The organism is Floridaenema fluviatile BLCC-F154 (genome assembly GCF_041929135.1).
Lineage (GTDB): Bacteria > Cyanobacteriota > Cyanobacteriia > Cyanobacteriales > Aerosakkonemataceae > Floridanema > Floridanema fluviatile.
In genome coordinates this window covers 71,090-94,832 of record NZ_JBHFNS010000078.1, presented here as the reverse complement: position 1 = coordinate 94,832, position 23,743 = coordinate 71,090, and the positions used below count along the sequence as shown (strand labels likewise).

Annotated in this window: 23 protein-coding genes; 12 read left to right on the top strand and 11 right to left on the bottom strand. The window is 40.7% G+C overall.

Annotated elements, in window-relative coordinates; genetic code table 11:
- Window positions 1-370: 370 nt before the first annotated feature.
- Window positions 371-3,148 (bottom strand): bifunctional acetate--CoA ligase family protein/GNAT family N-acetyltransferase, encoded by a 2,778-nt coding sequence (locus ACE1B6_RS21590; RefSeq protein ID WP_413259331.1) that lies wholly within the window; start codon window positions 3,146-3,148, stop codon window positions 371-373.
- Between the two features lie 199 nt (window positions 3,149-3,347).
- A complete protein-coding gene (locus ACE1B6_RS21585) occupies window positions 3,348-3,548 on the bottom strand; it encodes a hypothetical protein (RefSeq protein ID WP_413259330.1) in 201 nt (66 codons plus the stop codon).
- Between the two features lie 502 nt (window positions 3,549-4,050).
- Here ACE1B6_RS21585 and ACE1B6_RS21580 point away from each other — a divergent pair.
- The 5 genes from ACE1B6_RS21580 (at window position 4,051) to ACE1B6_RS21560 (ending at window position 5,900) form a co-directional block, all read left to right on the top strand.
- Entirely contained in the window at window positions 4,051-4,224 is a 174-nt protein-coding gene (locus ACE1B6_RS21580; protein ID WP_413259329.1) for a hypothetical protein, read from the top strand.
- A gap of 102 nt (window positions 4,225-4,326) precedes the next feature.
- Window positions 4,327-4,527, top strand: coding sequence for a hypothetical protein (locus tag ACE1B6_RS21575; protein ID WP_413259328.1), 201 nt, complete (start codon window positions 4,327-4,329; stop codon window positions 4,525-4,527).
- A complete protein-coding gene (locus tag ACE1B6_RS21570; RefSeq protein ID WP_413259327.1) occupies window positions 4,528-4,788 on the top strand; it encodes a ParE family toxin-like protein in 261 nt (86 codons plus the stop codon).
- 264 nt (window positions 4,789-5,052) lie between these two features.
- Window positions 5,053-5,478, top strand: coding sequence for a hypothetical protein (locus ACE1B6_RS21565; RefSeq protein WP_413259326.1), 426 nt, complete (start codon window positions 5,053-5,055; stop codon window positions 5,476-5,478).
- Window positions 5,475-5,900: an HNH endonuclease gene (locus ACE1B6_RS21560; RefSeq protein ID WP_413259325.1), complete on the top strand. Its 426-nt coding sequence runs from the start codon at window positions 5,475-5,477 to the stop codon at window positions 5,898-5,900. The genes ACE1B6_RS21565 and ACE1B6_RS21560 overlap by 4 nt, the downstream gene beginning before the upstream one ends.
- On the opposite strand, the gene ACE1B6_RS21555 is transcribed toward ACE1B6_RS21560, so the two are convergent.
- From ACE1B6_RS21555 to ACE1B6_RS21530, 6 genes are all read right to left on the bottom strand, one after another.
- Entirely contained in the window at window positions 5,889-6,023 is a 135-nt protein-coding gene (locus ACE1B6_RS21555) for a hypothetical protein (RefSeq protein WP_413259324.1), read from the bottom strand. The two genes, ACE1B6_RS21560 and ACE1B6_RS21555, sit on opposite strands and share 12 nt — an antisense overlap.
- A 7-nt stretch (window positions 6,024-6,030) precedes the next feature.
- Window positions 6,031-6,300, bottom strand: coding sequence for a ParE family toxin-like protein (locus tag ACE1B6_RS21550; protein WP_413259323.1), 270 nt, complete (start codon window positions 6,298-6,300; stop codon window positions 6,031-6,033).
- Window positions 6,297-6,515, bottom strand: coding sequence for a hypothetical protein (locus tag ACE1B6_RS21545; protein WP_193981990.1), 219 nt, complete (start codon window positions 6,513-6,515; stop codon window positions 6,297-6,299). Before ACE1B6_RS21545 ends, ACE1B6_RS21550 begins: the two co-directional genes overlap by 4 nt.
- A gap of 352 nt (window positions 6,516-6,867) precedes the next feature.
- Complete coding sequence (locus tag ACE1B6_RS21540; protein ID WP_413259322.1) at window positions 6,868-9,279, bottom strand: AbfB domain-containing protein; 2,412 nt, start codon at window positions 9,277-9,279, stop codon at window positions 6,868-6,870.
- Between the two features lie 148 nt (window positions 9,280-9,427).
- Window positions 9,428-11,140: an alpha-amylase family glycosyl hydrolase gene (locus ACE1B6_RS21535; RefSeq protein WP_413259321.1), complete on the bottom strand. Its 1,713-nt coding sequence runs from the start codon at window positions 11,138-11,140 to the stop codon at window positions 9,428-9,430.
- A gap of 283 nt (window positions 11,141-11,423) precedes the next feature.
- A complete protein-coding gene (locus tag ACE1B6_RS21530; RefSeq protein ID WP_413259320.1) occupies window positions 11,424-11,585 on the bottom strand; it encodes a hypothetical protein in 162 nt (53 codons plus the stop codon).
- A gap of 402 nt (window positions 11,586-11,987) precedes the next feature.
- On the opposite strand from ACE1B6_RS21530, the gene ACE1B6_RS21525 reads away from it, so the two are divergent.
- The 7 genes from ACE1B6_RS21525 to ACE1B6_RS21495 all read left to right on the top strand — a co-directional run bounded on the left by ACE1B6_RS21525 (window position 11,988) and on the right by ACE1B6_RS21495 (window position 18,973).
- The gene (locus ACE1B6_RS21525) at window positions 11,988-13,481 is read left to right on the top strand and encodes an NACHT domain-containing protein (RefSeq protein WP_413259319.1); all 1,494 of its coding nucleotides are present in this window, start codon (window positions 11,988-11,990) and stop codon (window positions 13,479-13,481) included.
- A 94-nt stretch (window positions 13,482-13,575) separates the two neighbouring features.
- A complete protein-coding gene (locus ACE1B6_RS21520; protein ID WP_413259318.1) occupies window positions 13,576-13,800 on the top strand; it encodes a DUF433 domain-containing protein in 225 nt (74 codons plus the stop codon).
- Complete coding sequence (locus tag ACE1B6_RS21515) at window positions 13,797-14,108, top strand: DUF5615 family PIN-like protein (RefSeq protein WP_413259317.1); 312 nt, start codon at window positions 13,797-13,799, stop codon at window positions 14,106-14,108. Before ACE1B6_RS21520 ends, ACE1B6_RS21515 begins: the two co-directional genes overlap by 4 nt.
- 429 nt (window positions 14,109-14,537) lie before the next feature.
- On the top strand, window positions 14,538-17,000 hold the full coding sequence (ppsA, locus tag ACE1B6_RS21510; protein WP_413259316.1) for a phosphoenolpyruvate synthase: 2,463 nt from the start codon (window positions 14,538-14,540) through the stop codon (window positions 16,998-17,000).
- A gap of 508 nt (window positions 17,001-17,508) precedes the next feature.
- The gene (locus ACE1B6_RS21505) at window positions 17,509-18,018 is read left to right on the top strand and encodes a photosystem I reaction center protein subunit XI (RefSeq protein WP_413259315.1); all 510 of its coding nucleotides are present in this window, start codon (window positions 17,509-17,511) and stop codon (window positions 18,016-18,018) included.
- Window positions 18,019-18,124: 106 nt separating this feature from the next.
- Window positions 18,125-18,241, top strand: a complete 117-nt coding sequence (locus ACE1B6_RS21500) for a photosystem I reaction center subunit VIII (RefSeq protein ID WP_413259314.1) — start codon at window positions 18,125-18,127, stop codon at window positions 18,239-18,241.
- A gap of 108 nt (window positions 18,242-18,349) precedes the next feature.
- Window positions 18,350-18,973: a MarC family protein gene (locus ACE1B6_RS21495; RefSeq protein WP_413259313.1), complete on the top strand. Its 624-nt coding sequence runs from the start codon at window positions 18,350-18,352 to the stop codon at window positions 18,971-18,973.
- Window positions 18,974-19,006: 33 nt separating this feature from the next.
- Here the strand turns inward: ACE1B6_RS21495 and ACE1B6_RS21490 are convergent, their stop codons facing one another.
- The 3 genes from ACE1B6_RS21490 to ACE1B6_RS21480 form a co-directional block, all read right to left on the bottom strand.
- Window positions 19,007-20,638, bottom strand: a complete 1,632-nt coding sequence (locus ACE1B6_RS21490; RefSeq protein ID WP_413259312.1) for a mucoidy inhibitor MuiA family protein — start codon at window positions 20,636-20,638, stop codon at window positions 19,007-19,009.
- Between the two features lie 48 nt (window positions 20,639-20,686).
- Window positions 20,687-21,310, bottom strand: a complete 624-nt coding sequence (locus tag ACE1B6_RS21485) for a hypothetical protein (protein WP_413259311.1) — start codon at window positions 21,308-21,310, stop codon at window positions 20,687-20,689.
- Between the two features lie 74 nt (window positions 21,311-21,384).
- Window positions 21,385-23,631, bottom strand: coding sequence for a mucoidy inhibitor MuiA family protein (locus tag ACE1B6_RS21480; RefSeq protein ID WP_413259310.1), 2,247 nt, complete (start codon window positions 23,629-23,631; stop codon window positions 21,385-21,387).
- Between the last annotated feature and the right edge of the window lie 112 nt (window positions 23,632-23,743).

Here is a 23,743-nt window from a genome sequence, read left to right as displayed (position 1 = left end):
CTCAACAAATACGGTAGGGCATACCGAATTTCAAGCTTGTGGAGAGCAAGTAAGACTCGTTAGCAATCCTGCTAAAAAGCGTTGTTCTAAGAAACAAGAATCACACCGTAAAGCGTTAGCTTAACGGGAGAGTGTCAAGAGTGGTTGCCTCTCTTAGTCTGTTAGAGAGCTTTTCTTGAAAGAGTTTTTGGTCTTCAGGTGAGAGGTTTAATACGACTTCTACGAGAGAATTAACCAACTGCACATTCATAGTTTTTTCTGACATTTTTGAGATTATACTCTATTATATCGAGTGTTGGATTAAACAAAAAACGCGAAGAATTATCTAAAAAATTCTCCGCGTTTGTTAATTATTAATGCTGTAATTCTTTTAGAAATCAAGAATCATTTTCACCATTGGTTCACCTAAAATACGTTCGGCGCGGAAACCTAATCTCTGACTGATACGTTGCATTGCCATGTTATCAGTGAGAATATCGGCTGTAACTCGACTTAGGTTTTCATCACGGGCTATTTGTAATAGTCGGCGCAGAAATTCTGTACCTAAACCTTTACGTTGATATTGGTCAGCAATTAACATGGAAAATTCTGCTTCATCAGTACCATGTAATTTGCTTAATCTGCCGATGCCGATAATTTGAGTTTGTCCAGTATCGGGGTTATTGTATTCTGCTACTAGTGCCATTTGGCGATCGTAATCAATAAAACAAATCCGCGATAATCTTTCGTGAGTAGTTCGCTGACTCAGTTTTACCAAATGTGCGTAACGCAGATAAACCGATTCTTCGGAAACCATTTTATGATAGTCAACCACCAATGGTTCATCTTCGGGACGAATGGGACGAATGGTAACTGTTGTGCCATCTTCCATCGTCCAAGGTGCAACATATTGGCTGGGATAAGGTCGAATAGCTGGTTTTGGCAGTTTATCTTCGCTAATTTCAGGATCGTGCAGAACTACGCGAGCGTCAAGGGCAATTAACCTGTCTGGCGAAGCAAGTAACGGGTTAATATCAATTTCCTTAATCCAAGGTTGTTCGATGACTAACAAGCTGAATTGTACTAATAACTGTTCCAATTTTGCTAAGTCAACTGGTGGACGACCGCGAACTCCTTTCAAGGCGGTGTAGATTTTAGTTTGTTCCATCAATCGCCTTGCCAAGGTAGAATTCAAAGGCGGTAATGCTAAAGCTCGGTCTTTGAAAACTTCTACCAATTGTCCACCTGTACCGAACAGTAGCACAGGGCCAAATTGCGGGTCTACACTGCTACCAATGATAATTTCGTAACCTTCGAGGTTGAGCATTGGTTGCACAGTTACGCCGAAAAAGTGTTCTGCACCAACTTTTTCGGCTACTGAAGTTTGAATACCACGATAGGCGCGTCTGACTGTTTCGGCATCTTTTAACAGCAACCTAACTCCACCTACATCTGTTTTGTGGGTAATGGTTTCGGAATATAGTTTGAGAACTACTGGATAACCGATTTTTTCTGCTAGGTTAACGGCTTCGTCTTCAGTGGTGGCAATTTCGGTGGGAACTGTGGGAATGTTGTAGCTGGCGAGTAGTTGTTTAGATTCGTATTCGGTGAGGATGGTTCTCCCAGTTTTTTTGACTGAGTTAATGATTTCTTGGGCTTTGGTACGTTCGTGTAAGCGTACCGTAGGCGTATCGCATCCCTGTCCCGGAGCATTCGTTGGTAATATCGGAGTTTCGTATAAACCCCGCAAATTATAACTGTATCGCCACATCAAGTTAAATACTTGGGCAGCTGTGTCGGGATAGGGAAAAGTGTAGATACTGGCGCGGTTGAGAATTGCTTCCCCGGCTGCGACTTCTTGCCCACCCATCCAGCTAGCTAAAATTGGTTTACCTTTAACAGGAGTTGTCTTCAGTTTTTCTACTACATCCTCAGCTGTTTTTGTTGGGTCAGACATAGCTTGAGGTGTGAGAACAATTAACATTCCGTCGCTATTTGGGTCTTTGAGGGCAATTTCTAAGGATTTGCTGTACCGTTCGGGGTCTGCATCTCCTAAAATATCGATCGGATTGTGAGTACTTGCTGATGCTGGCAAAATTAGTTTCAGTTTCTCTTCAGTTTCTGAAGATAGTTCTGCTAGTTGTCCTCCACCTGTAATTAAAGCATCAGTTGCTAATACTCCTGGCCCTCCAGCATTGGTGAGAATAGTTAAGCGGTTGCCTTTTGGACGTGGTTGTTTGGCTAAAACTTCCGCCATATTAAACAAGTCGTCGATGGTGTTGACTCGTAAGACTCCACTGCGACGGAAGGCGGCGTTTAATACTTCGTCGCTACCTGTAAGTGAACCAGTGTGAGAGGCGGCGGCTTTGGCGGCGGCTTCAGTTTGTCCGACTTTAATCACAATAATTGGTTTACTTAAGGCAACTTCTCTAGCTGCGGAAAGGAACGATCGGGCATCTCCGATCGATTCCATGTATATTACTATGCTTTCAGTATGGGGGTCATCGCCTAAATAATAAATTAAGTCTCCCCAACCCACATCTAGCATGGAACCAATAGAAACGAAGGCGCTAAAACCGACGTTTTCTTGAAAACTCCAATCTAAAATTCCGGTGCAAAGTGCGCCACTTTGACTGATGAAGCCGACGTTTCCCGGTAAAGCCATTTTACTGGCAAAGGTAGCGTTTAATCCTGAAACTGGATTCATTACGCCCAGGCAGTTTGGCCCAATAATTCGCATTCTGCCCCGACGGGCTTGTGCCAGTACTTGCCGTTCTAATTCTACTCCCTGTGCGCCAATTTCTTTAAATCCGGCGGAAATGACGATCGCGCCTTTAACTCCCGCGTCAACACATTCGCTAATGACTCCTGGTACAGTAGCCGCAGGTGTAACTATCACCGCTAAATCGACTTTTCCCGGCACTTCTCCGATGCTAGGATAAGCTTTGATTCCCAATACGCTAGGGCGCTTTGGGTTAACCGGAAAAACTGTACCGCCAAAGGGACTACTAATTAAATTCCACAGAATTGTCCGCCCGACACTGCCTAATTTTTCCGTTGCGCCAATTACTGCCACATTTTTTGGGGCAAAAATTGCATCTAATGGTTGATGCTCATATCGCAACACATCATGGGCTGGGTCGGTGGTTGGTTTTATATAAGTTTGCATTGAGCGCTCCTCTTTATTAACTCATTTTCTTGAGTCGCCGCCTCTTCTCCAATTTAACTATTTTGTTTGTCCCATGTCGGTTTGATAGAATACTTTAATAATAAGTTTAGAAATCAAAGAAAAACGCTACCTAATAGTAGCGAATTCTACAAATTATACAATTTTTAAACAGGATTTATTTGAATTTTGGGGAATTTCTTTATGTTTGCTGATTAGCTAATTCTCGGTTCGGTAGCGAATTTTTGTAATCGGCAGCAAACTGTATAATTGCTAAATTACAACCTTTCCATTCGCCCCTAACTGATACACCCAAAATTTCACAATACCCACCACGTCTTCCAGTTAATTTGTAATAATGACAACACCGACAGGTTGAAGCTGTGTTGTTTGACGCTTTCATAGAGAGTATTTCCTGTTGATTTAGTTTGGCAAATAATTGTGCCGATCTGAGTAAATTATGCAAGAGGTTTTTAAGAATTAGGGATAATTAGTTGAGTTTGTACGCAAAATATTGTAATTATTTATAAAACTTTACGAAGGTGATAAACAAATGTATTTTTGACTACAATATACGCGAAAACTAGCTTTTATGTATCAATTTTCCCTAAGTACAAAACGGTTTCATCTGTCGGTATTCCCGAATACTATTTGCCCTTAATGAGAAAAATAATTGCAAGTTTAGCCAGAATATCTGGGGAACGAGAGAATGATTCATCCCAGCGTCGATCGTCTTCAAGTTCCTCCAGAATCATTGCTGCGATATGCCTACGGCACTGCAAGAGCAGTTAACACAAATTTTAGAATTGGGTTTGCGGGAATGGAGTGCAGATGTTCAATCTGGATTTTCTGAGTTGGCAGATGTATGAGAATTCTTAGCAAATCTTCCCACTCCAGAGGAAATTTTGGCGTTGAAGCCGTCGGAAACATTACAACAACAGATCAACAATTTGTTGGAAAAAAATAGAACAGTTGGGTTGACGGCTCAAGAGGAAAGATCGTGGCAACAATATGAATATGTTGAACATTTGGTGCGGGTGGCTAAGGCTAAAGCATTGCTGAAACTTAAGGAAGCTTAAAAACCGCACTTGGGTTTGGAGTCTAATGTAATATAGATGGAGTGACAATTATATTCTTGTTACTTGCTAAAATATAGAAAACGACTATTCTAATAATCTGATATGGCTAAAGTCAAAGAAATTCAAGCAGCAATTCAATCTCTTTCCTCTGATGAATTCAACGATTTAAAAAAATGGATAATCGAGTTAGACTGGGAACAGTGGGATCAAGAAATAGAAGCGGATTCTCTGTCAGGAAAGCTAGATTTCTTAATCGAAGAAGCATTAACCGAAAAAGCACGCAATAAACTACAGGAACTCTAATTGCATAAAACTACTCGGCGATTTTGGCAATGTTTTAATGAGTTACCTGACTCCATCCAACAACTTGCCAGAAAAAACTTTCAGTTACTCAAATGTGACTTAAATCATCCTTCTTTGCAGTTTAAAAAAGTCGGGAAACTGTGGTCTGCTAGAATTGGACTCAACTATCGAGCATTGGCTGTTCAAGATGAACAGGATTACATTTGGGTATGGATTGGAACTCACGATGAATATGAACAAATCTTAAAACAACAAGGGTAAATATTGAGATTTAGGAAATAAAAAGTAGGTTGGGTTGAACTGCGTTTAACCCAACACATCCACAGAAAAAGGGAAAAGATAACTTTTGGTTTTGTTACTTCAACCCAACCTACAAAATGGGCGATCGCACTTGAAGAGAAACAGTCAGTAAACAGAAAAAATGCGATCGCGCAGCGTCTCCACAGGAGAATCGCAGTGGTTAATAGATGAGCAAGATCAAGCTAGAATTGATGGTAATTATGGATATGGCTGGAACAGAGAACGATGACAACACAGCAAGTAACGATCGAACTTCCAGAACCTATTTTTCGCCGATTGGTTCGTATTGCTGAGGCAACTCATCAACCCGTAGAAGCACTTGTGATGCAGAGTGCGATCGGCAACTTGCCGCCTTTTATAGAAAACGCGCCAACCGAAATGCAGCCAGAACTGTTGAGGATGCAAACCCTGGACAAGGAGGAATTACAGGCGATCGCAATTGCTCAAGTAGAACCAGGTAATTATCAACGTCATGTCAATCTGTTGCAGAAGAATGAAGAAGATTTACTCACTGCTGAGGAAAGAGACGAACTAACAGCGTTAAGGTTGGCGGCGGATTGTCTGATGCTGCGTAAAGCTTATGCCTGGTCGCTCCTTCGTTGGCGAGGGCATCGCATTCCTCCTTTACAAGATTTACCTGTGTCGCTGTGACTATACCCGAAAAACTCCGGCAGCAAGTTGTTAAGGAAGCGAGTTATTGCTGTGAGTACTGTAAAACTTCTTCCCGTTTAACTGGAACCCCACTGGTTATGGAACACATTATTCCTCGTTCATTGGGAGGAGAAGATGAGCGGGAGAATTTAGCTGCTTCCTGTTATCGCTGTAATGAGTTCAAGGGGGCAAAAACTCATGGGATTGACCCTGAAACAGGCCAACTTGTTCCACTATTTAACCCACGAAACCAAATTTGGAACGAGCATTTTATTTGGGTAAATGGTGGAACTCACATGACGGGTTTAACAGCAACAGGTCGAGCAACAGTGATATCACTACGACTAAACAACGACAATCTTGTTGAAGCGCGAACAATATGGATTGAAAGCGGTTGGCATCCACCTTTGTTAAATTTTTAAGGCGATCGTGCAATACAAGAAATGAGGTATCTGATGCGATCGCACTACTTCAAAAGATGACGATTGAAGGACGATCGCACTTGAAGAGAAACAGTCAGTAAACAGAAGAAATGCGATCGCCACTTTACTGCTACAACTGTTCTAGCAACCTGTCATATTCTGTATGTGAACCAACCCAAAACCAAATTACAGTGTCTCCATCCAACAAACCAACTGCTCGATAATTTTTGCTAATTCGAGCAGAATAAATTGGTAATTCTGGATGCACTTTCTTGAAACGCAGACTGGGATAAGAAGGATCTTCTTTGAATTGGCGATATGCTACCCGTGTTTGCTGTTGAACTGCTGCGGGTAGATTAGCAAATAATTTACGGAACTCGATTGTAGTGCGTGACTTCACAATGTTTCTGGATCGAGTTCTTGAGTTTTGCCTGCGTGATACTCTGCCAATGCTGTTGCTGCAAGTTTAGCCAGAATATCTGGGGAACGAGAGAATGATTCATCCCAGCGTCGATCGTCTTCAAGTTCCTCCAGAATCATTGCTGCGATCGCATCTTGTTCACTGGCAGGCAAGGTTTTTAATTTGGCGATCGCACGTTCCAGTAACTCAGTCATCAATACCACTCTCTGACAAGGAAAATAATATTTTATCCATTATCACCTTACTTCAGATGAATATAGCGATCGCCTTCCACCACATCTAAAGAAAGCTCGATCGCACTTGAAGAGAAACAGTCAGTAATCAGAAGAAATGCGATCGCTCAGACTGAATAATCCGAAAAGCTATCGCTCTTCACTTTCACCATTACAGGGGCTTTCAAGAATGAGTTTTTGAGTAGTGCGAGCGCTTCTAGGTTCAGAGTAATTCAGCCATTCTCAATAGAATGCAAGATGCGGAAAAGATACTGAAGAAGAGGTGTTTGCTACCATGAATCTGATGAGCGATCAAGTCATTGTAAAACCTGCTTCAACTGAGGCTGAAGAACTTAACAAAAAATGGATGTCCTGATGTTTTGACTTCATTCACCCATTTAGAATCAGCACCACTCTTGCTGTAGAACTTGGAACCATCACAGTAGTTGGAATAAATAAAAGGGCAACCGTATTTAAGTGTAATTTCCTGGTGTGTATCCTGATTAGTATACGTGACCCATCCTTCTGCACCGAATGCGCCAGGATAGTCTTGTAGCCAGAATTTTACTATTTCTCCGGGTTTGATCGTTTCGGGAGGCGAAACTATGTAATGTCCATGAACATCTTTATAGTCTTTCCGGTGTAACTCAGACTTGCCGTCTTGGTTGTCAATAATCACATAACAGGAAAAATCTTCAGAAAGACCTTCGACAACGCTTGTACTTTCAGCGGAGTAGGTAGAAATGTTGTAGAAGTTTCCTGCTTTCACAACCTGAAGGATGCTTGCTTGGTCATTATCGGTATTTAGTGTAAGGAATGTAGGATGTTTTGTGCCTATGTCAGGAATTGAAGGACAGTGGAATCCAGTATTAAAATACCGAATCAAAGAATTTGACAGTCCATAAATAGGCGTATGAGTGTGACCCATCACAATCGTGTCTGCACCAACTTCAAAAGCTAGCTTTTGAGCACACCAACCCACGTATTGATCAATATCTGCCGCCACTGCTTTCGAGGCACCTAGAAAATCATCTTTGTTTTGCCATTCAGAAAACTGATTAACATATATTTGCTTAGCTTTTCCGATAGTAACCTCATTGCCATTCTGTAATTTAATTGGTTGCTCATCTCCTAAGCCGCTAACGTTATTAGCTACAATTGTTAAGAGCGCTGTAGGCAGCGAAGTAAGAGCCTTCCATGCACGTAGCTTAAATTCAGGATCTATCAATATCTTGACTAAATCGGTAGCTGAAGGAAGTGCATCTGCAATTATTTGGTAAAAACCAAGACCTTTTTCTAAAAGAGTAGGTTCACCTGAATTTGGTAAGTCAGCAGCAGTTTGTCCTGGCTTAAGGTCTTTTTTGTTTTTAGACGCAATAGCACGAGTGATAAAGTGACCTAACGGTAATGGTGCTATTTGGCTTGTTTTGTAAGGTGCATTGAACATTGTACAGATATGTCCGTGTGTGAAAGCAATGCACTTACCTCCACGTCTTGAGAAATAGACATCATCAGGACATAGCTTAATTTTGTATCCGTTCGGGTTTTGAATCTTGTCCCAGTCACCTTGGGTCAGGCTCATGTCATGATTGCCGCGAACATAGGTCACATTGCCGTTAAGTGCTGTTAATACCTGACTTAGCTTCCCGTTAGAACCAAAAATATTTGGGTTGGCTGCCATAATGGCATCAAAGCTAGGTGGTTGTTCATCAGCTGGATAAGTCCAGAAATCAACTACATCACCTAAAAGAACCAATTCCCCAATTGAGTCAGCATGTTGAATGACATAATCAAAAACTGCTGTTAAATAAGGCTCATGAAAGCCTTGCTGATACCAAACAGTTGGAGTGTTATTTCCAATATGGATATCACTCAAAACAACAATTTGATTCTTCAGTACTGGTACTATTACCTTGTTGAAGCTGGCACTTTGTCTGAAGAGATCGGAACCATCAGAGTGATCTAACCATAGTTCAAAATTCTTATGTCGAATGAATCGATCCGGATAGTTATGTGACCGATAAGAAGCGTGATTACCTGAACCGACCAAGGAAGGTATTTCATCGAAAGAGGCATCCTCCTTAAATAATTGACTGCCATCATTGCGTTGTAGTTTTATTCGATAGCCCTGATGCCTTAAATAGTACTCAGGATAGTTAAATGATCTGAATGAAATCCCTTGTCCTACCAAGCCAGAAACAATTTCAAAACTACTATCCTGGATGTCTAATAATGAAGAAATTGTTTCTAGATAACCCAAAAAACCACGATGGCGAATCCGACGATCAGGATAGTTAAAGGATTGAAAATGAAAGAATGCTGGTACTGGTAGCTTCCTAAAACTAGCATCTTGTCTGAAGAGATCGGAATTATCAGAGGGATCTAACCATAGTTCAAAATTCCTATGTCGAATGAATCGATCCGGATAGTTATGTGACCGATAAGAAGCGTGATTACCTGAACCGACCAAGGAAGGTATTTCATCGAAAGAGGCATCCTCCTTAAATAATTGACTGCCATCATTGCGTTGCAGTTTTATTCGATAGCCCTGATGCCTTAAATAGTACTCAGGGTAGTATAATGATTTGAACGACATCCCTTGTCCTACCAAGCCAGAAACAATTTCAAAACTACTCTCTTGAAGATCTGATAATGATGAAGAAATTGGTTCTAAATATTCTAAGAAGCCACGATGGCGAATCCGACGATCAGGATAATTGAAAGATTGAAGTTGAATGGAAGTCATAACTAAATTCTCCTAAAGTTAATCACTAAACCACTAAGTTAAATTTGACTACGCTCGACCTAAAAAAAACAAAATTCCAAGCAACAAAAAAATGCGATCGCCTTCCACCACATCTAAAGAAAGATCGATCGCACTTTCATCATCCAAACTACAAACCACGCAGAATTACAAACTGCATTGGCTCAAGTTCGAGTTTTACAAATAACGAAGAATTGTTAGGATCGGGATGGCTTAAAATCGGAACTGTACCTGCTTTACCGTAAAGGAATTTCATATTACCTCCATTCTTTTGCAGGTTATTATCAACCATGACAAAATCTGCCCGATGTTCAGTAGTCGATGTATTGTAGGCAATCAAAATCTCTTCGTAACCGAGAATTCGAGAAAATGCCAGGGTACAAGGGTGTCCTTGAGGTAAGCCAAAATCACGACCATTACCCGAAATTTCTCGAAAGTACATTCGACCAAACCGCAAAGGTTCTGTGTGCCGATAAATATGCGCGATTTTGGCAATTTCTTGGTAAATATTGCATTGCTGATTTAGATAATTATCCTGGGGATTATCTAAATCAAACATCGCTTCTCGGATTAATTGATCATCATCACCTTTACCAGAAAAACCTTGCTCAGTTCCGTAGTAAATACAAGTCATTCCTATCGCACAAAGCAGATAACCTATGCCAGCAATTACTTGTTTATCAGGTGCATCAGTGGCAAATCGCCGTTTGGGATTTGAGCCAATCTGATCGTGATTATCAACAAAAGTTACTCGATATCGCCCCAGTTCTCCTCGATTTAATGCTGAATTTCTGAGGGATTCATAACGATCGATTAAATCACTAGGCTTTTTCAAACCTTTAATAACATTTGGTAAAGTCCAGTAAAGGGGAAAATCTAGGACGGATGAAAGACCAAAATAAACCGTTTGATCGCCTACTTTCCTAGAAGTATTTGCCCCAATATAACGATCGACTATGGAATCTTGAGCGATTAATTCACCAAATAAGAAAAACCACTTTTTGCCCAAGCTGTAGGCATATTCTCGCACTGCTGAAGAAAAGCGAGATATTGCCAATTCATCCATGTGTTTTACCGCATCCATCCTAAATCCGTCGATGTCTGCTTCTCGAATCCAGTAGCAGTGAGATTTAATCAGAATTTCTTGCAGTTCTCTACCTGCTCGATCTTCATCATTATTGAAGTCTTTCAGTGACAAAAAATCACCGCGCTGACATTCAGGATAAGCATCCCAATTACGAACTTGACCCCGGCGATGATAATAATCTGGGTTTCTTAGTTCCTGGGGAATTGGTCGGTTTTCCTGCCGCCAATTTTCGAGAGGAAATTGCCAATCTTGGTAATAATAATAGTCTTTATTATCAGGGTAATACCAGTTATCTCCTGAGTGATTGACAACGACATCAAGGAAAATTCGTATTCCCCGATCGTGCGCTGCATTTACTAAATCGATTAAATCTTCTTTAGTACCAAAGCGGGGGTCTATATTCAGATAGTTTTGAATTGAGTATCCGTGATATTTGTCCGAGTTTGGATTAGGAGCATCGTTGTTTTCAAAAATGGGACTTAACCAAATGGCGGTGCAGCCTAAGTTTTGAATGTAATCTAAGTGATTTTTAACTCCTTTGAGTTTGCCACCACAAAATTTTTTCAGTTGAGCTTGTTTTCCGCTACCCTTAGAGCGATCGGGTGTATTAACAGAGGTGCGGTTTAAATCATCGTGAAAGCGGTCTACTAGTAGGAAGTAAACGAACTCTTCGCGCCATTCCCGATCGCAATTCCAATAGCGTTTTCCGGGAATCGGACTTAAATCTATTTCTTTAATTGAAGTTGGATAATTCATGGTTTTATGCAAAAATTTAAACTGATTCGATAATGCTACGCATCGCTACGCGATTGCACTCATCAAAAAAAAGCTGGTAAAATCCCAATACTGCTCGGTTAAGAGTAGGGGCGAAGCATTCGGGCGACAATTTATGACTCAAACCCTAGATTTTCTGTCCGAATGCTTCGCCCCTACAAAGGCAAAAAATGCTTAACCGAGAAGTATTGGGTAAAATCCTGTTTTGAAAAGTTGCCTGCACCTGTCTAGTATGCAAATTCAGTTTGGTCTAAACAACCGAAGTTTAGGAAGTTAAGAACGAAGTTAAAACCGGAAAAAGTTTCTTAATTTCGGTAGTAATGCGATCGATTACGAAAATTAAACCAGAAGAATGAATCGATCGAGCATGAGTCGGATAGAACAGAATAACGGAAATTTGGGCTCGATCGGCGATCGCACCCATCAAATCGCAACCACTTTGCCTTCCAATTAACCATTCACAATACCGAAGTTAAGCAAAGTCCGTTAAATTACTTAACTTTACAAATAGAAAAAGGCGAGTAATATGGGAATAGGTAGGTGAATTCCCATATTCATACCTGGATCTCTGATTTGGTTTTATTCTGAAGTGGGGCATCGCATCTGTGTTTCTACTCAGAGTTCTTTAAGAAATTCTTTTAATGGGAGCAATTTTTCAGATAAACACCTTTTTAAGTTGTAGATAACTACTAGATTTCACGCCTTAAGCTATGTTTGCAGCAAGAAATGCAAGTTATCTCCTGTTTGCTAGCGCATCTTGATTGATGCACTACAAACGGGCAATTTCCCGATCGATAAAAAATCAATTTATAAATTCGAGAGGTTTCCGATGATACTCCACCGACAGAGCCGTAGACGTGGCGTAATCCTCACGCAACAAGGATTGCAGAAACTCGAAAATGCTAAATCCGAATCTGAAATGAATGATAATTTTGATAAACGTTATACCCGTGAAGCTTTAGGTTTTCGCACAGGTTTAGATCCAGACACAATAGCAAAGGTATTTGCTTGCGAAGTGGGAGTTGATAAAAAAACTCTCAAGTGCTGTTTCCAAACTTTTAACCTGCAACTTGAATCTGATGATTATCAGTTTGCCAAGCCAGACTTTGATTCACAGACGGATATTGATACTCTCCAACAAAGAATCTTAAAGGCAGGCAAGATGCCTACCCTACAAGAGTTATTGGAGATGTCTAATAGAGAAATTCAAAGTGCAAATTTGACAGTTCAAAATTGTGTAGATTGGGGTGAAGCTCCTGATGTCTCAGAGTTTTACGGGCGTATAGATGAACTGGCAACGCTTGAGCAATGGATTGTCAAAGATCGCACTCGCCTAGTCACTCTCTTAGGCATGACAGGAATGGGTAAAACTTACTTATCGGTGAAGTTAGCTCAACAAATTCAGGATAACTTTGAGTTTGTGATTTGCCGATCGCTCTTCCCAACTTCCCCACTCAACGATCTCCTCGCAGACTTAATCGGCATTTTATCCAACGGTAAAGAAACTGAACTACCAGCATCATGCGATCGCCAAATTTCTCGACTGATTTATTATTTGCAACATCACCGTTGCTTACTGATTTTAGACGGCGCTGACAAAATTCTCCAACACTGTACTCCAAAAATGACCTGTCGAGACGGTATCTGTCTTCACCACCCAAATAAGGGCGGATACTGTCAGTTGTTGAGGAGAGTGGGGGAAGCGACTCATCAAAGTTGCTTAATCTTAACTAGCCGAGTTAAATTACACCAAATTACCCCGATGGAAGGTAAGACAAGACCTGTCCGGGTATTCCCTATTCAGGGATTGCAGGTAACAGATATCGAAAAACTTTTTCACAGCAAAGGAACTTTTAACGGAACGAAAGACAACTGGAATCAATTAGTCGAATTCTATGCTGGAAATCCTCTGGTTCTCAACCGAATTGCGACAACAATTCAACAGTTATTTAATGGTAGCATCACTGAATTTTTAGATCAAAAAGTTACTGTTTTCGGTACAGTTTTCAACTATTTAGACCAAGAATTTGAAAATTTGTCGGATACGGCTAAAGCCACAATTCAATGTATGGTACAGCATTGGCAACCAATTTCTTTTTGCAAGTTGCGCTCCCAAATCGAATCTTCTGTTTCTTCTCAAACACTTCTGGAAACTTTGGAATTTTTGCAAGGGCGATCGTGGATTGAAGCCAAAGCAGGTGTGTTTCATATCCAACCAATGTTGATTGAATATGTTAAATCTTCTTTTGTGGAAGAGAAGCGGAATCATTTTTCAGCGATCGCTTTTCTAGATCAAAAGCCTCAACATCAAGTAGCAAGCTAGTTCTGGCAGAAATACAGCAATTTTCGGTTCAGTGTGTAGGCTGCGTCAGAACCTTATCATGTAATAACATTAAGCTAATTCAAATTTTTCAACCATGAACTACTCAGAAATCATTACCATTGAACCGGGAAAACGCAGCGGTCAACCTTGTATTCGGGGAATGCGAATCACCGTTTATGATGTCCTATCCTACCTCGCTTCTGGAATGACCTATCAAGAAATTCTCGAAGACTTTCCTTATCTGACTCAAGAAGATATTCTAGCTTGTCTTAGTTATGCAGCTGACCGTGAACGGCAAACCTTAATTGTGAAAACATGAAATTATTGTTTGACCACAATTTATCCCCTCGCTTAGTCAATCGACTGGCTGATATTTTCCCTAATTCCAATCACCAAGTACCCGATCGAGAAGTGTGGCAATATGCCCGCGATAGCAATTTTATAATTGTCACCAAAGACGCAGATTTTAACGAAATTGTAATTCTGTGCGGTTTCCCGCCGAAAGTGATTTGGATTCGGCGAGGAAACTGTAGTACTGGAGATATTGAAACAATCTTGAGAACTAACTTTGTTGATATTCAAAACTTCAATCAAGACCAAAACTTAGGCATTTTTACCCTGTATTAAATGTTTTAGGAACTCGGTTTCAGGTGGGTACAAAGGCACAATTACCACTTGTCACGATTTCATTACCCGTTGATCCCCATCTGCTTACCGCTTGATCCCCTATATTTCGCCTGGTAAAACCATAAACTTGGCAAAAATCTGTATAACAGTATACCATATAAGCAGAACTAGACAGCGATCCCAAAGAAATTACAAGAAAAATTACAAAAGATGGTTTTTTCATGCTGGTTTCTGTATCGATCGCTACACTAGGGCTATAAGGACGATCGATTTGCGATCGATCTTTTAAATCAAGTTGTTAACAAAATAAGTAAGTATTTAGGATGTTTCCTAATAGTTAGGAAGCATTTACTAGGAGTTTTTTTGCCTAAAACCTGGGCGATTTTATCATTTACCAAACTTTTACTTGATTACCAAGAGGAACTACTCATGGTCAAAGCAATTCAGGAAAGACTTTTCCAATTCGCTAAGGAACAAGCTTTAATTCTGTGGTTTGATGAAGTGGGAATTAACGATATTGCTTTAGTTGGGGGAAAGAATGCTTCTTTAGGGGAAATGATTCAGGAATTAACTGCAAAAGGAATCAATGTTCCCAGAGGTTTTGCTACTACTGCTTATGCTTATCGTCATTTTATCCAAGGCGCAGGATTAGAAGAGAAACTGCGGGAACTTTTCGCCCAGTTGGATGTGGAAGATGTGAATAGTTTACGGGAAATTGGTAAACAAGCGCGGACTTTGGTGTTAAATACTCCGTTTCCGACAGATTTGCGGAATGCTATTGCTAAAGCTTATCAGGAAATGTGCGTTAGCGAAGCTCCTCTGAAAGAGGCTCGCTATGGAGAAAACACAGAAGTAGCTGTGCGTTCTTCCGCTACTGCTGAAGATTTACCCGATGCAAGTTTTGCGGGACAACAAGAAACTTACCTGAATGTACAAGGTTTGGCTAGTGTATTGCAAGCTTGTCATAAATGCTTTGCTTCTTTATTTACCGATCGCGCTATCTCCTATCGTCATCAAAGAAACTTCGATCATTTTAGCATTGCCCTTTCCGTTGGCATTCAAAAAATGGTGCGTTCCGACCTAGCTTCTTCGGGAGTAATATTCACTATCGACACAGAAACAGGCTTTAAAAACGCCACCTTAATTACTGCGGCTTACGGACTCGGAGAAAATATTGTTCAAGGTGCCGTTAACCCTGACGAATACTTGGTTTTTAAACCTACTTTAAAAGATGGCTATCGCCCAATTTTAGATAAAAGACTGGGAAGCAAAGAATATCGATTAGTTTGTGATGACGGTAGCTGCAAAGACATGAAAAATGAGCGCGTTCCCGATCTAGAACAGCGACAATTTGCCTTAGATGATAACGAAATTTTACAACTAGCAAAATGGGCTTCTGTCATTGAAGAACACTACAGCAAAGTTCGAGGAACTTACAGCCCAATGGATATTGAATGGGCAAAAGATGGCATTACCAAAGAATTATTTATCGTCCAAGCCAGACCAGAAACAGTACAATCTCAAAAAGCCGCAAACCTGATCCGTAGTTATAAGTTAAAAGAACAAAGTAATGTGTTAGTAACTGGGCGGAGTGTTGGCGAAGCAATTGGGCAAGGAAAAGCCCGAATCATGCTAGACGTACAGAAAATTGACTTGTTCCAAACCGGAGAAGTTTTAGTTACAGATAAAACTGACCCCGACTGGGAACCAATCATGAAAAAAGCCAGCGCCATTATTACCAATAAAGGTGGTCGTACCTGCCACGCTGCAATTATTGCGCGAGAAATGGGCATTCCGGCAATTGTTGGTTGTGGTGATGCTACGGAAGTTTTAAACACAGGTCAAGAAATTACTGTTTCCTGTGCGGAAGGGGAAGAAGGTAGAGTTTACGAAGGTTTATTGCCTTTTGAAGTCAAAGAGGTTGCTTTAGAAAATTTACCCTATACTCGCACTAAAATCATGATGAATGTGGGCAACCCAGAAGAAGCTTTTCGCTTGGCATCTTTGCCCAATGATGGTGTTGGTTTAGCTCGGTTAGAATTCATCATTGCCAATCACATTAAAGCGCATCCTTTGGCTTTAATTAATTACGATAAAATCGAGGATGAGGGAATTAAAACTGCTCTGGCAAATTTGACGGAAAATTACGAAAATAAACCCGATTACTTTGTGGATAAATTAACTCAAGGTGTAGCGAGAATTGCTGCTGCTTTTTATCCCAAACCTGTAGTTGTGCGGATGAGCGATTTTAAGAGTAACGAATATGCCAATCTTTTGGGCGGTCAATTGTTTGAACCAAAAGAGGAAAATCCGATGTTAGGTTGGCGGGGTGCGTCTCGTTATTGCGATCCGAAATATCAAGAAGCTTTTGCTTTAGAATGTCGGGCGATGAAACGAGTCCGGGATGAAATGGGGTTGGCGAATGTGATTCTGATGATTCCTTTTTGTCGCACGCCTGATGAAGGTCGGAAAGTGTTAGCTGAAATGGCGAAACATGGTTTAGAAAGAGGTGTGAATAAATTGCAAGTTTATGTGATGTGTGAATTGCCCAGTAATGTGATTTTGGCGGGGCAATTCAGTGAAGTTTTTGATGGTTTTTCGATTGGTTCTAATGATTTGACTCAATTAACTTTAGGGTTAGACCGAGATTCCGGTTTAGTGGCTCATCTGTTTGATGAAAGATATGAAGGGGTACGAAGAATGGTAGAATTAGCGGTTACTTCTGCGAAAAAACATAACCGTAAAATCGGTATTTGTGGTCAAGCACCTAGCGATTATCCTGAGTTTGCTCAGTTCTTGGTGGAGTTGGGAATTGATTCTATGAGTTTGAATCCTGATTCTCTTTTGAAAACGCTGTTAATGGTGGCTCAGGTGGAGAAAAAGCAGGAATAAAACAAGTTTGAAAGTTTGTTTGAGGACTAGAAATTTCAATGGGGAGATTGCTTTTTAATTAGGGCAATAGCCCCATTTTCTTTAACTAAATTCCGAAGAGTCTGCTAAGGGACGATCGCTAATCATCCTTTCTGCTACATTGAGGGGCGTTAGAGCGATCGCAGCTAATTACTTTCCTGTAAAGTTTCATTGCTGATTGTAACGTTAGATGTAGTTGTATCGATCGCTTCTGGAAGTGCGATCGTCAAGCCGATTCGGGACTCATGATAAATCTACAGCCGCTTTAACTTAGAGTGCCGTAATTAAGTAGGTACTATCTCGCTTTAATTAAGTATAAAAATTTTTCATTCACTTACCAAAATTCACTACTTGACCTGAGCATCCAGCCCATAAGATTAACTTTTTTAAAGCTGAGTACTTATTCTGCAATGAAATAACCCCCATTTGCTTAGAATATGAGCTTAAGTTCTTCTGTAGATTTTCAAACAAACAAAGAGGAATATTAAGTATGGCCGATCCTAGAGATGCAGAGATCGTCAAAGCCTATAATGGCGATCCTTTCTTAGGTCACTTATCTACCCCTATCAGTGATTCTGGTTTTACCAAAACCTTCATCAGTAATTTGCCAGCCTACCGCAAAGGCTTATCTCCAATCCTCCGAGGTCTAGAGATTGGCATGGCTCATGGCTACTTCCTGATTGGCCCTTGGATTAAGCTTGGGCCCTTACGTGACTATGGCGAAGCGGCTAACTTAGGCGGATTAATTTCCGGCTTAGCGTTGATTCTGATCGCCACCGCCTGTATGTCTGTTTACGGACTGGCTTCTTTCCAAGAAAATACCGCTTCTATCCCCAGCAAAAATCCCCAAGCTCCTGAAGCACTGAAAACTGCCGAAGGTTGGAGTCAATTGACTGCTGGTTTCTTTGTTGGTGCAATGGGTGGCGCTTTCGTTGCCTTTTTCCTCTTGGAAAACTTCAACGTTGTAGACGCGATCTTCCGCGGTGTAGTCCATCACTAAACCTCTGTCTTTGGTAAACTGACGGAGATTTTTTTAATCTCTTGTCAGTAACATCGTCAGATAATAAATTTGGCAAAATCACTTTAACCATTTTGGAGATTCTGAAATGACAGGTTCATACGCAGCTTCTTTCTTGCCTTGGATTCTCATTCCCGTAATTACCTGGCTCGTACCTGCCGTAGTCATGGGTCTGTTGTTTATCTACATTGAGAGCGAAGCTTAATTCTAGTTCTGCCTAAAAGCAGACTGAATCTTACTTTCAATTCCTAAAAATCCCTTGCCAAACGGTAAGGGATTTTTTACCCTTTAGGTAGTTGTTACTTTTGTATCTATGGTTATTGATATTTCGGTTATTGATACTTCTACTTTTGTTAAATCTTTTGTAGCTGTGTTTGTTTTAGCTGATGCGTTGGGCAATGCACCTGTTTTTTTGATTTTAACCAAAGGAATGGAACCGGAGCAAAAAAATAAAGTGTTTAATAAAGCAGCTTTGTTTGCTACAGGGGTGCTTCTTTTGTTTGCTTTGGTTGGACAAACAGTTCTCAATTATTTACACATTAGTATGGGTTCTTTGCAAGTAGCTGGAGGTCTGTTATTGCTGTTAATTGCTTTGCAAATGTTGGAAGGGAAATTAGATGAACCAATTGTGGAGCCAGAAAGAGATGTGGCTATTACTCCTTTGGCTTTCCCTTTGTTGGCGGGGCCTGGTACACTTTCAGCGGTTATGGTGTTAATGTCGGAATCTCCTGAAGCGGGTTTAAGTGTTGGTTTGGGAATAGTTTCTGCGATGTTTATTTCTTGGGTAATTGTCAGGCAATCTACTCGCGTAGATCATTTATTAGGTGCGGAAGGGGCGATAATTATTACGCAAATTTTAGGTTTTTTGTTGGCTGCTTTGGCGATCGAAATTGGCAGTGCGGGAATTCGCTCTTTGTTTTTCATTTCGGCTGGTTAATCAATAGTGCGATCGCACCCCCACTTTCCCCTTTCAACGAATCCCCTTCACTTCCGGTGTCGATGAAATTTTGTACACCAAAGAAGCTTCGAGTTGAGAATAAGGACTCAGGCGAAAATTCCAAGTGCAAAAACCATTTTCATCAGGTTGCACTCCCTCAGTTGTTTCCTCGGCAATTACCTCAATTTTTACTTGTTCTAACTCGGAAACTGGCAAGCGTTCCGTAGTTTTAATTATCCTTGGTTCTGCCCCAATATTAGATAAGAATAACTTGACTGTTTTAGTGACAAAATTCCATTTTGTCAGATGATCCTGTTCTTGTTTCTGGGTTGTCGATCGCTGCACTCGCATCGCCCCATCTGGCCCCCATCCTAAAGCAAATCTCTCTCCCGGCGCAATAAATAGCAGCGAGGTTCGACCGACAAACCCGGAGGTTCGCACTAAATCCACTGGCCCTGCTAAAATCGGCAACTTAGCTGTATTTGTCTGTTCGCTTTTGAGCACTACCTGACAACACACTTCTGGCATCAAAACATACTCAATATCCGCTTCTGACTCAAAGGAAAAAATCGGAACCCGATAGGGACGACCATCTGAGGGAATGGTAGCTTTTCTCGTCGGGCGGAGGTTGCGGACTTCTCCCCCGTCATCAACACCCGGTAAAGTAACTGTCGTTGGGGCTTCTTCTGCACTAGAAGGGGTTGCGCCTGTTCCTAATCCGGTGGTCTGAATCTTTTGCTCACGAAGCTGAATGTTGATTTGCTTAGATTTTTCCATAACATTTAATTGCTCATCTGTCAATAGTGGCGGCTCAGTTCCTAGAGAAGCACGGGCGGTGGAAAATACCAAATCCACATTCTGCCAATCTTCGCCTGTGCATTGCCAAACACAGCCATCCATGCGAAAAGATAGCTTAGTGCGGTTTGTAGTCGAGTCTTCAGTCCTCTCTTCGGGCACCAAACGCGCCTGATGCCAAGGTCGCCAAATCGCATTAGGAACTACGTAATCAAAGGCAATTTCATATTCGCCTGTTTGGGGAATCATTAAATCTGCCTCAATCCAGGCAGTATAAATCATATCTGGGCGAGATAAAGCCTCTGCTTTAGTAATTAAATGATTAATTTTTTCCTGTAAATCTTCCTGAGTGTGAGAGTTATTTAAGATTTCGGCACGCAAATCTCGCAACTGTTTAAATAGACTAGATATTTGTTCTCGCCAATTTTTAGGATCGATTTGTCCCCAAACAGCATCTACAGGTAATTCTTGCAAACCTTTGGTTAAAATACTACTGATTTTCTTCAAGCAGGATTCTAAGTGCTGACGGTCTTCAGTGATATTGTTAAATGTTTGGGTAAGAGAACGAATTTCACTCTCTAAAGTTTTAAATTCCTCTGGTTTATCTTCTTCTTTAAGTAACATTTGGCGGCGCACGCGCACATCGTCAATGCGTGCATCGGGATAGTTTTGTAAGAATTCTGCACGTAGGGATTTATCAGAAAGAACTGGCGCAACTTGTAAGATTTTGATCCGCCAAAATCCTTGATTTAGTTGGATTTTGCCAGTTCTTCGTACTTGGGCACGGTCTTCTAGGAGTGTAACAACTGAGACGGGTGCATTGATAGTTAGTTCTTGGACAATGGTATTTTCTGATTTAATTGTTTGCATAATTGTCACAACTCCTAGTCCTAGTGTTGATAAATCCGAAACCAAAATTTAACGTTGAGGCCGATAAACCCACATAGTTCCACTAGTGATATTGTTTAGGTTAATCGTACCAGCCTGAACGATTTTTTTTGCTTCCGGCGTTTTACCATTTTCACCAACATTTTGATGTAAGAGATATATTTCACTTCCAGAGACTCCCTTAACAATAGCAGTGTGATGGTTATAACTTGAAGTGTAAGACCTCCACGAACCATTGGGAAATGTAATTTTTTTATAAGTAGATACATTTCGGAATTGAATAATATCTCCTGCTCTTATATTCGCAGTAGATTTATTACTTGGTGTGATTGTAACAACACGGGTTCCCCAAATATAGTCAGCATCGTTGCCAGTGGGACCAAGTTGCCAAAAGTTTTTTGCACCTGCTGCTTTCAAAGCTTCTACTGCGAGTGTTGCACATTCACCGTCGCCTACTTTTTGACCAATTTTGCTAGCAGCATAGTTGTAGACAATTGCATTAATTTCTCCGATATTTTTGGTAGCTAATTTTAGCAATTTCTGGGATTCTGTTTGCTGTTGTGGGGCAAAATTTTTAGCTACAGAATCGGGTGAAATTGCTGTTAGTATAGCAGTTGAAAGAAGGAAGAAAGTGACGATCGGAACAGAACGCATAAAATTCTCCTTGGGTTTTATATCTCTCCTTGATCGCAGTTTCAGGTTACGACTGAAGTCGCTACTACGAACTTTTATTCTCGGCGATTTCCGCCGATTAATTCGCTATCGACAAAAGTTTTAATTTTGTAATCAACTGACAAAGTTTTTTGCTCTTTTGCAGGTACTTCGATTTGCCAACGATAACCACCTTTTATTGGTATCCCCCGTTCTTCTTGTTTATATTGTTGCCATTCGGGTGAAACTTGCTCTATTTTTACTTCAACTTTTGCACCTTCTTCAGGAATGGGGAGGCGATCGCGTACCTCAATTTTTGCGTTTCTATTGAGATGATTTGTAATCTCAATTTTGATTTGATGGCACAGTTCATTAAATGCAACTATTGTCTCGCCAGAACGCTCTTCCCAATAAGAAGTATTCCGCGCCACTTTGATTGCTTGTTCAACTCCTAATCCTAATTTCATCTGTCCTTTAGGCGGAACTGTGACAATATTAGTAGATAAAATATATTCGCCATCTACATAAACATCAGCAGGGCCTCTTAATAGCGGTGCTGATAGAGGATTGCGAAGTTGGGCAATGCGAAAAACATTGGTATCTTCACGAGGAACAACTATGTAGCGAACATCGACATCTGTCGTTTTGCTAGTTAAAGCAACGGAATGAAATTGACCGTCTGAGGGAATATCAATTCTGCCATCGGCGCTGTAGGAATAGTCGAAGGAAGCGGCAACTTCTCGCACGTTAATTCCAGCGGGAGGAAGGGGAAATCTAAGACATTCTTGGGCGCTATATACCGCTTGCTGAACTACTTCTAAGATGTTGAAATTCACTACAACTTTTTGTTGATGGAGGATTTCTAAATAGAGTTCTTGGGGTTTAGCGATCGATAATTTACCCCGCTTTTCTGGGTTATCAGCTGTACCCATCCTCATTAAACCATAAGGAAGAAAATTATTTATAAAGTCATCGTTGCTGGGAATTTTTGGGAAATTTTGTGACGCAAAATTCTTATTATACTCAGTAGGCTTTTCTGGTCGTGCTACTGATAGTGATACTACTATTGGATTTAACTCTCGTTTACGTGGTTTCCGTCTACTCGGTGGCGATTCGATAGTAAGATATTCCCAGTTAGAAAAATCTTCTTCTTCGTCAAAATCTAAATCTTCTTCTTCTTCTTCAAACTCTAACAAGTCTGACGGTTCTTCTCCAAGCATAGTCTCTAAGCCAGAAAAATTTAAATCTGCTTCTTCGTCCAACTCTAACGATTCTTCTTCGGTAAATCTATACACACTGCGATCGAATTTTCTAGACAGCAAATCTAAGGAAATATCACTCATCAGGTGGCGCGAATATTTGCTAACATCAGCTAAAGCAATTTCTTTCTGTCTATCAAAATCTTCAAACAAAATTTCTGCACCAATTGGAGGTTTACGCCAACCAGCTTTTCGGATTTGTGGTTGTGCTTTTCCTAGTCGCAATGATGGTAATTCTGGGATGTCACACCACACAAGAGGATTAGCTGTAGAAAGTTCTAATTTAACACTTGACCAATCTTCACCAGTGCGTTGACAAATTAATGCTCTAACAGCAATTGTTGCCTGATTTTCTATACTATTCAACCGACAAACATAAGTTGGTGTCCATCTAGCACCGGGGACAAAATATTCTAAAACTAACTGAATTGTTTGATTGACTTCGGAGGAGGATTCTTCATAACTTAAGCTAACAATTACGATTTTTCGCAGTTCTTCTGGTTTAGCGTTTTTCGCAGTGGAAGCGATCGCTTGTTTCTGTTCTAAATCAGCTAAAATTTCCTTAGCTTTAGCTAACTTTTCTAAATTTTCCCGTTTTTCCTGCATTCTCAGGCGAATTTGTTCGTCGCTGAAGTTAGCTAATGCGAGTCTTGCACTCATTGGCGAAGCTGGTGGTGCTACACCAAGATCGCTTTCTGGGCGTTCTGGTACTTCTAATTTATTTAATACTGAGATTTCTTGATTAATTAAATTGATAACATCTTCTATTTGTTTGACTTCAATTTTAGCGGCACGCAATTCTTCTTCTAGTGGTGGATTTGGTGTTTCTGATGGTGGAGGAACAGCTAATCCAATCCGAATATCGCCAGCAATGGGATTTCCTTGTCCCGCTTCTACTCTAACTCTGACGCTGCTATCATCCAAAGCTAAAGGTAATTGAGCTATTTCTACTTGTTCTGGTAGTTTTTCAGGTGTCAGATGTAACTCGGCTATTCGGGTGACAGTGGCACCAGCTGCATAGATTTTTACGCTATCTATTCGGGAAGAAAGCTTTTGAATTGCCATAATTTTCCCTAATCTGGTTGAGTGCAAAATATATCTGCCGAAATCCGGGACTGAAGTCCTTAATACCAACTATTATTCTCTGCAATTTCCCCGATTTCATTCTTTATCAACA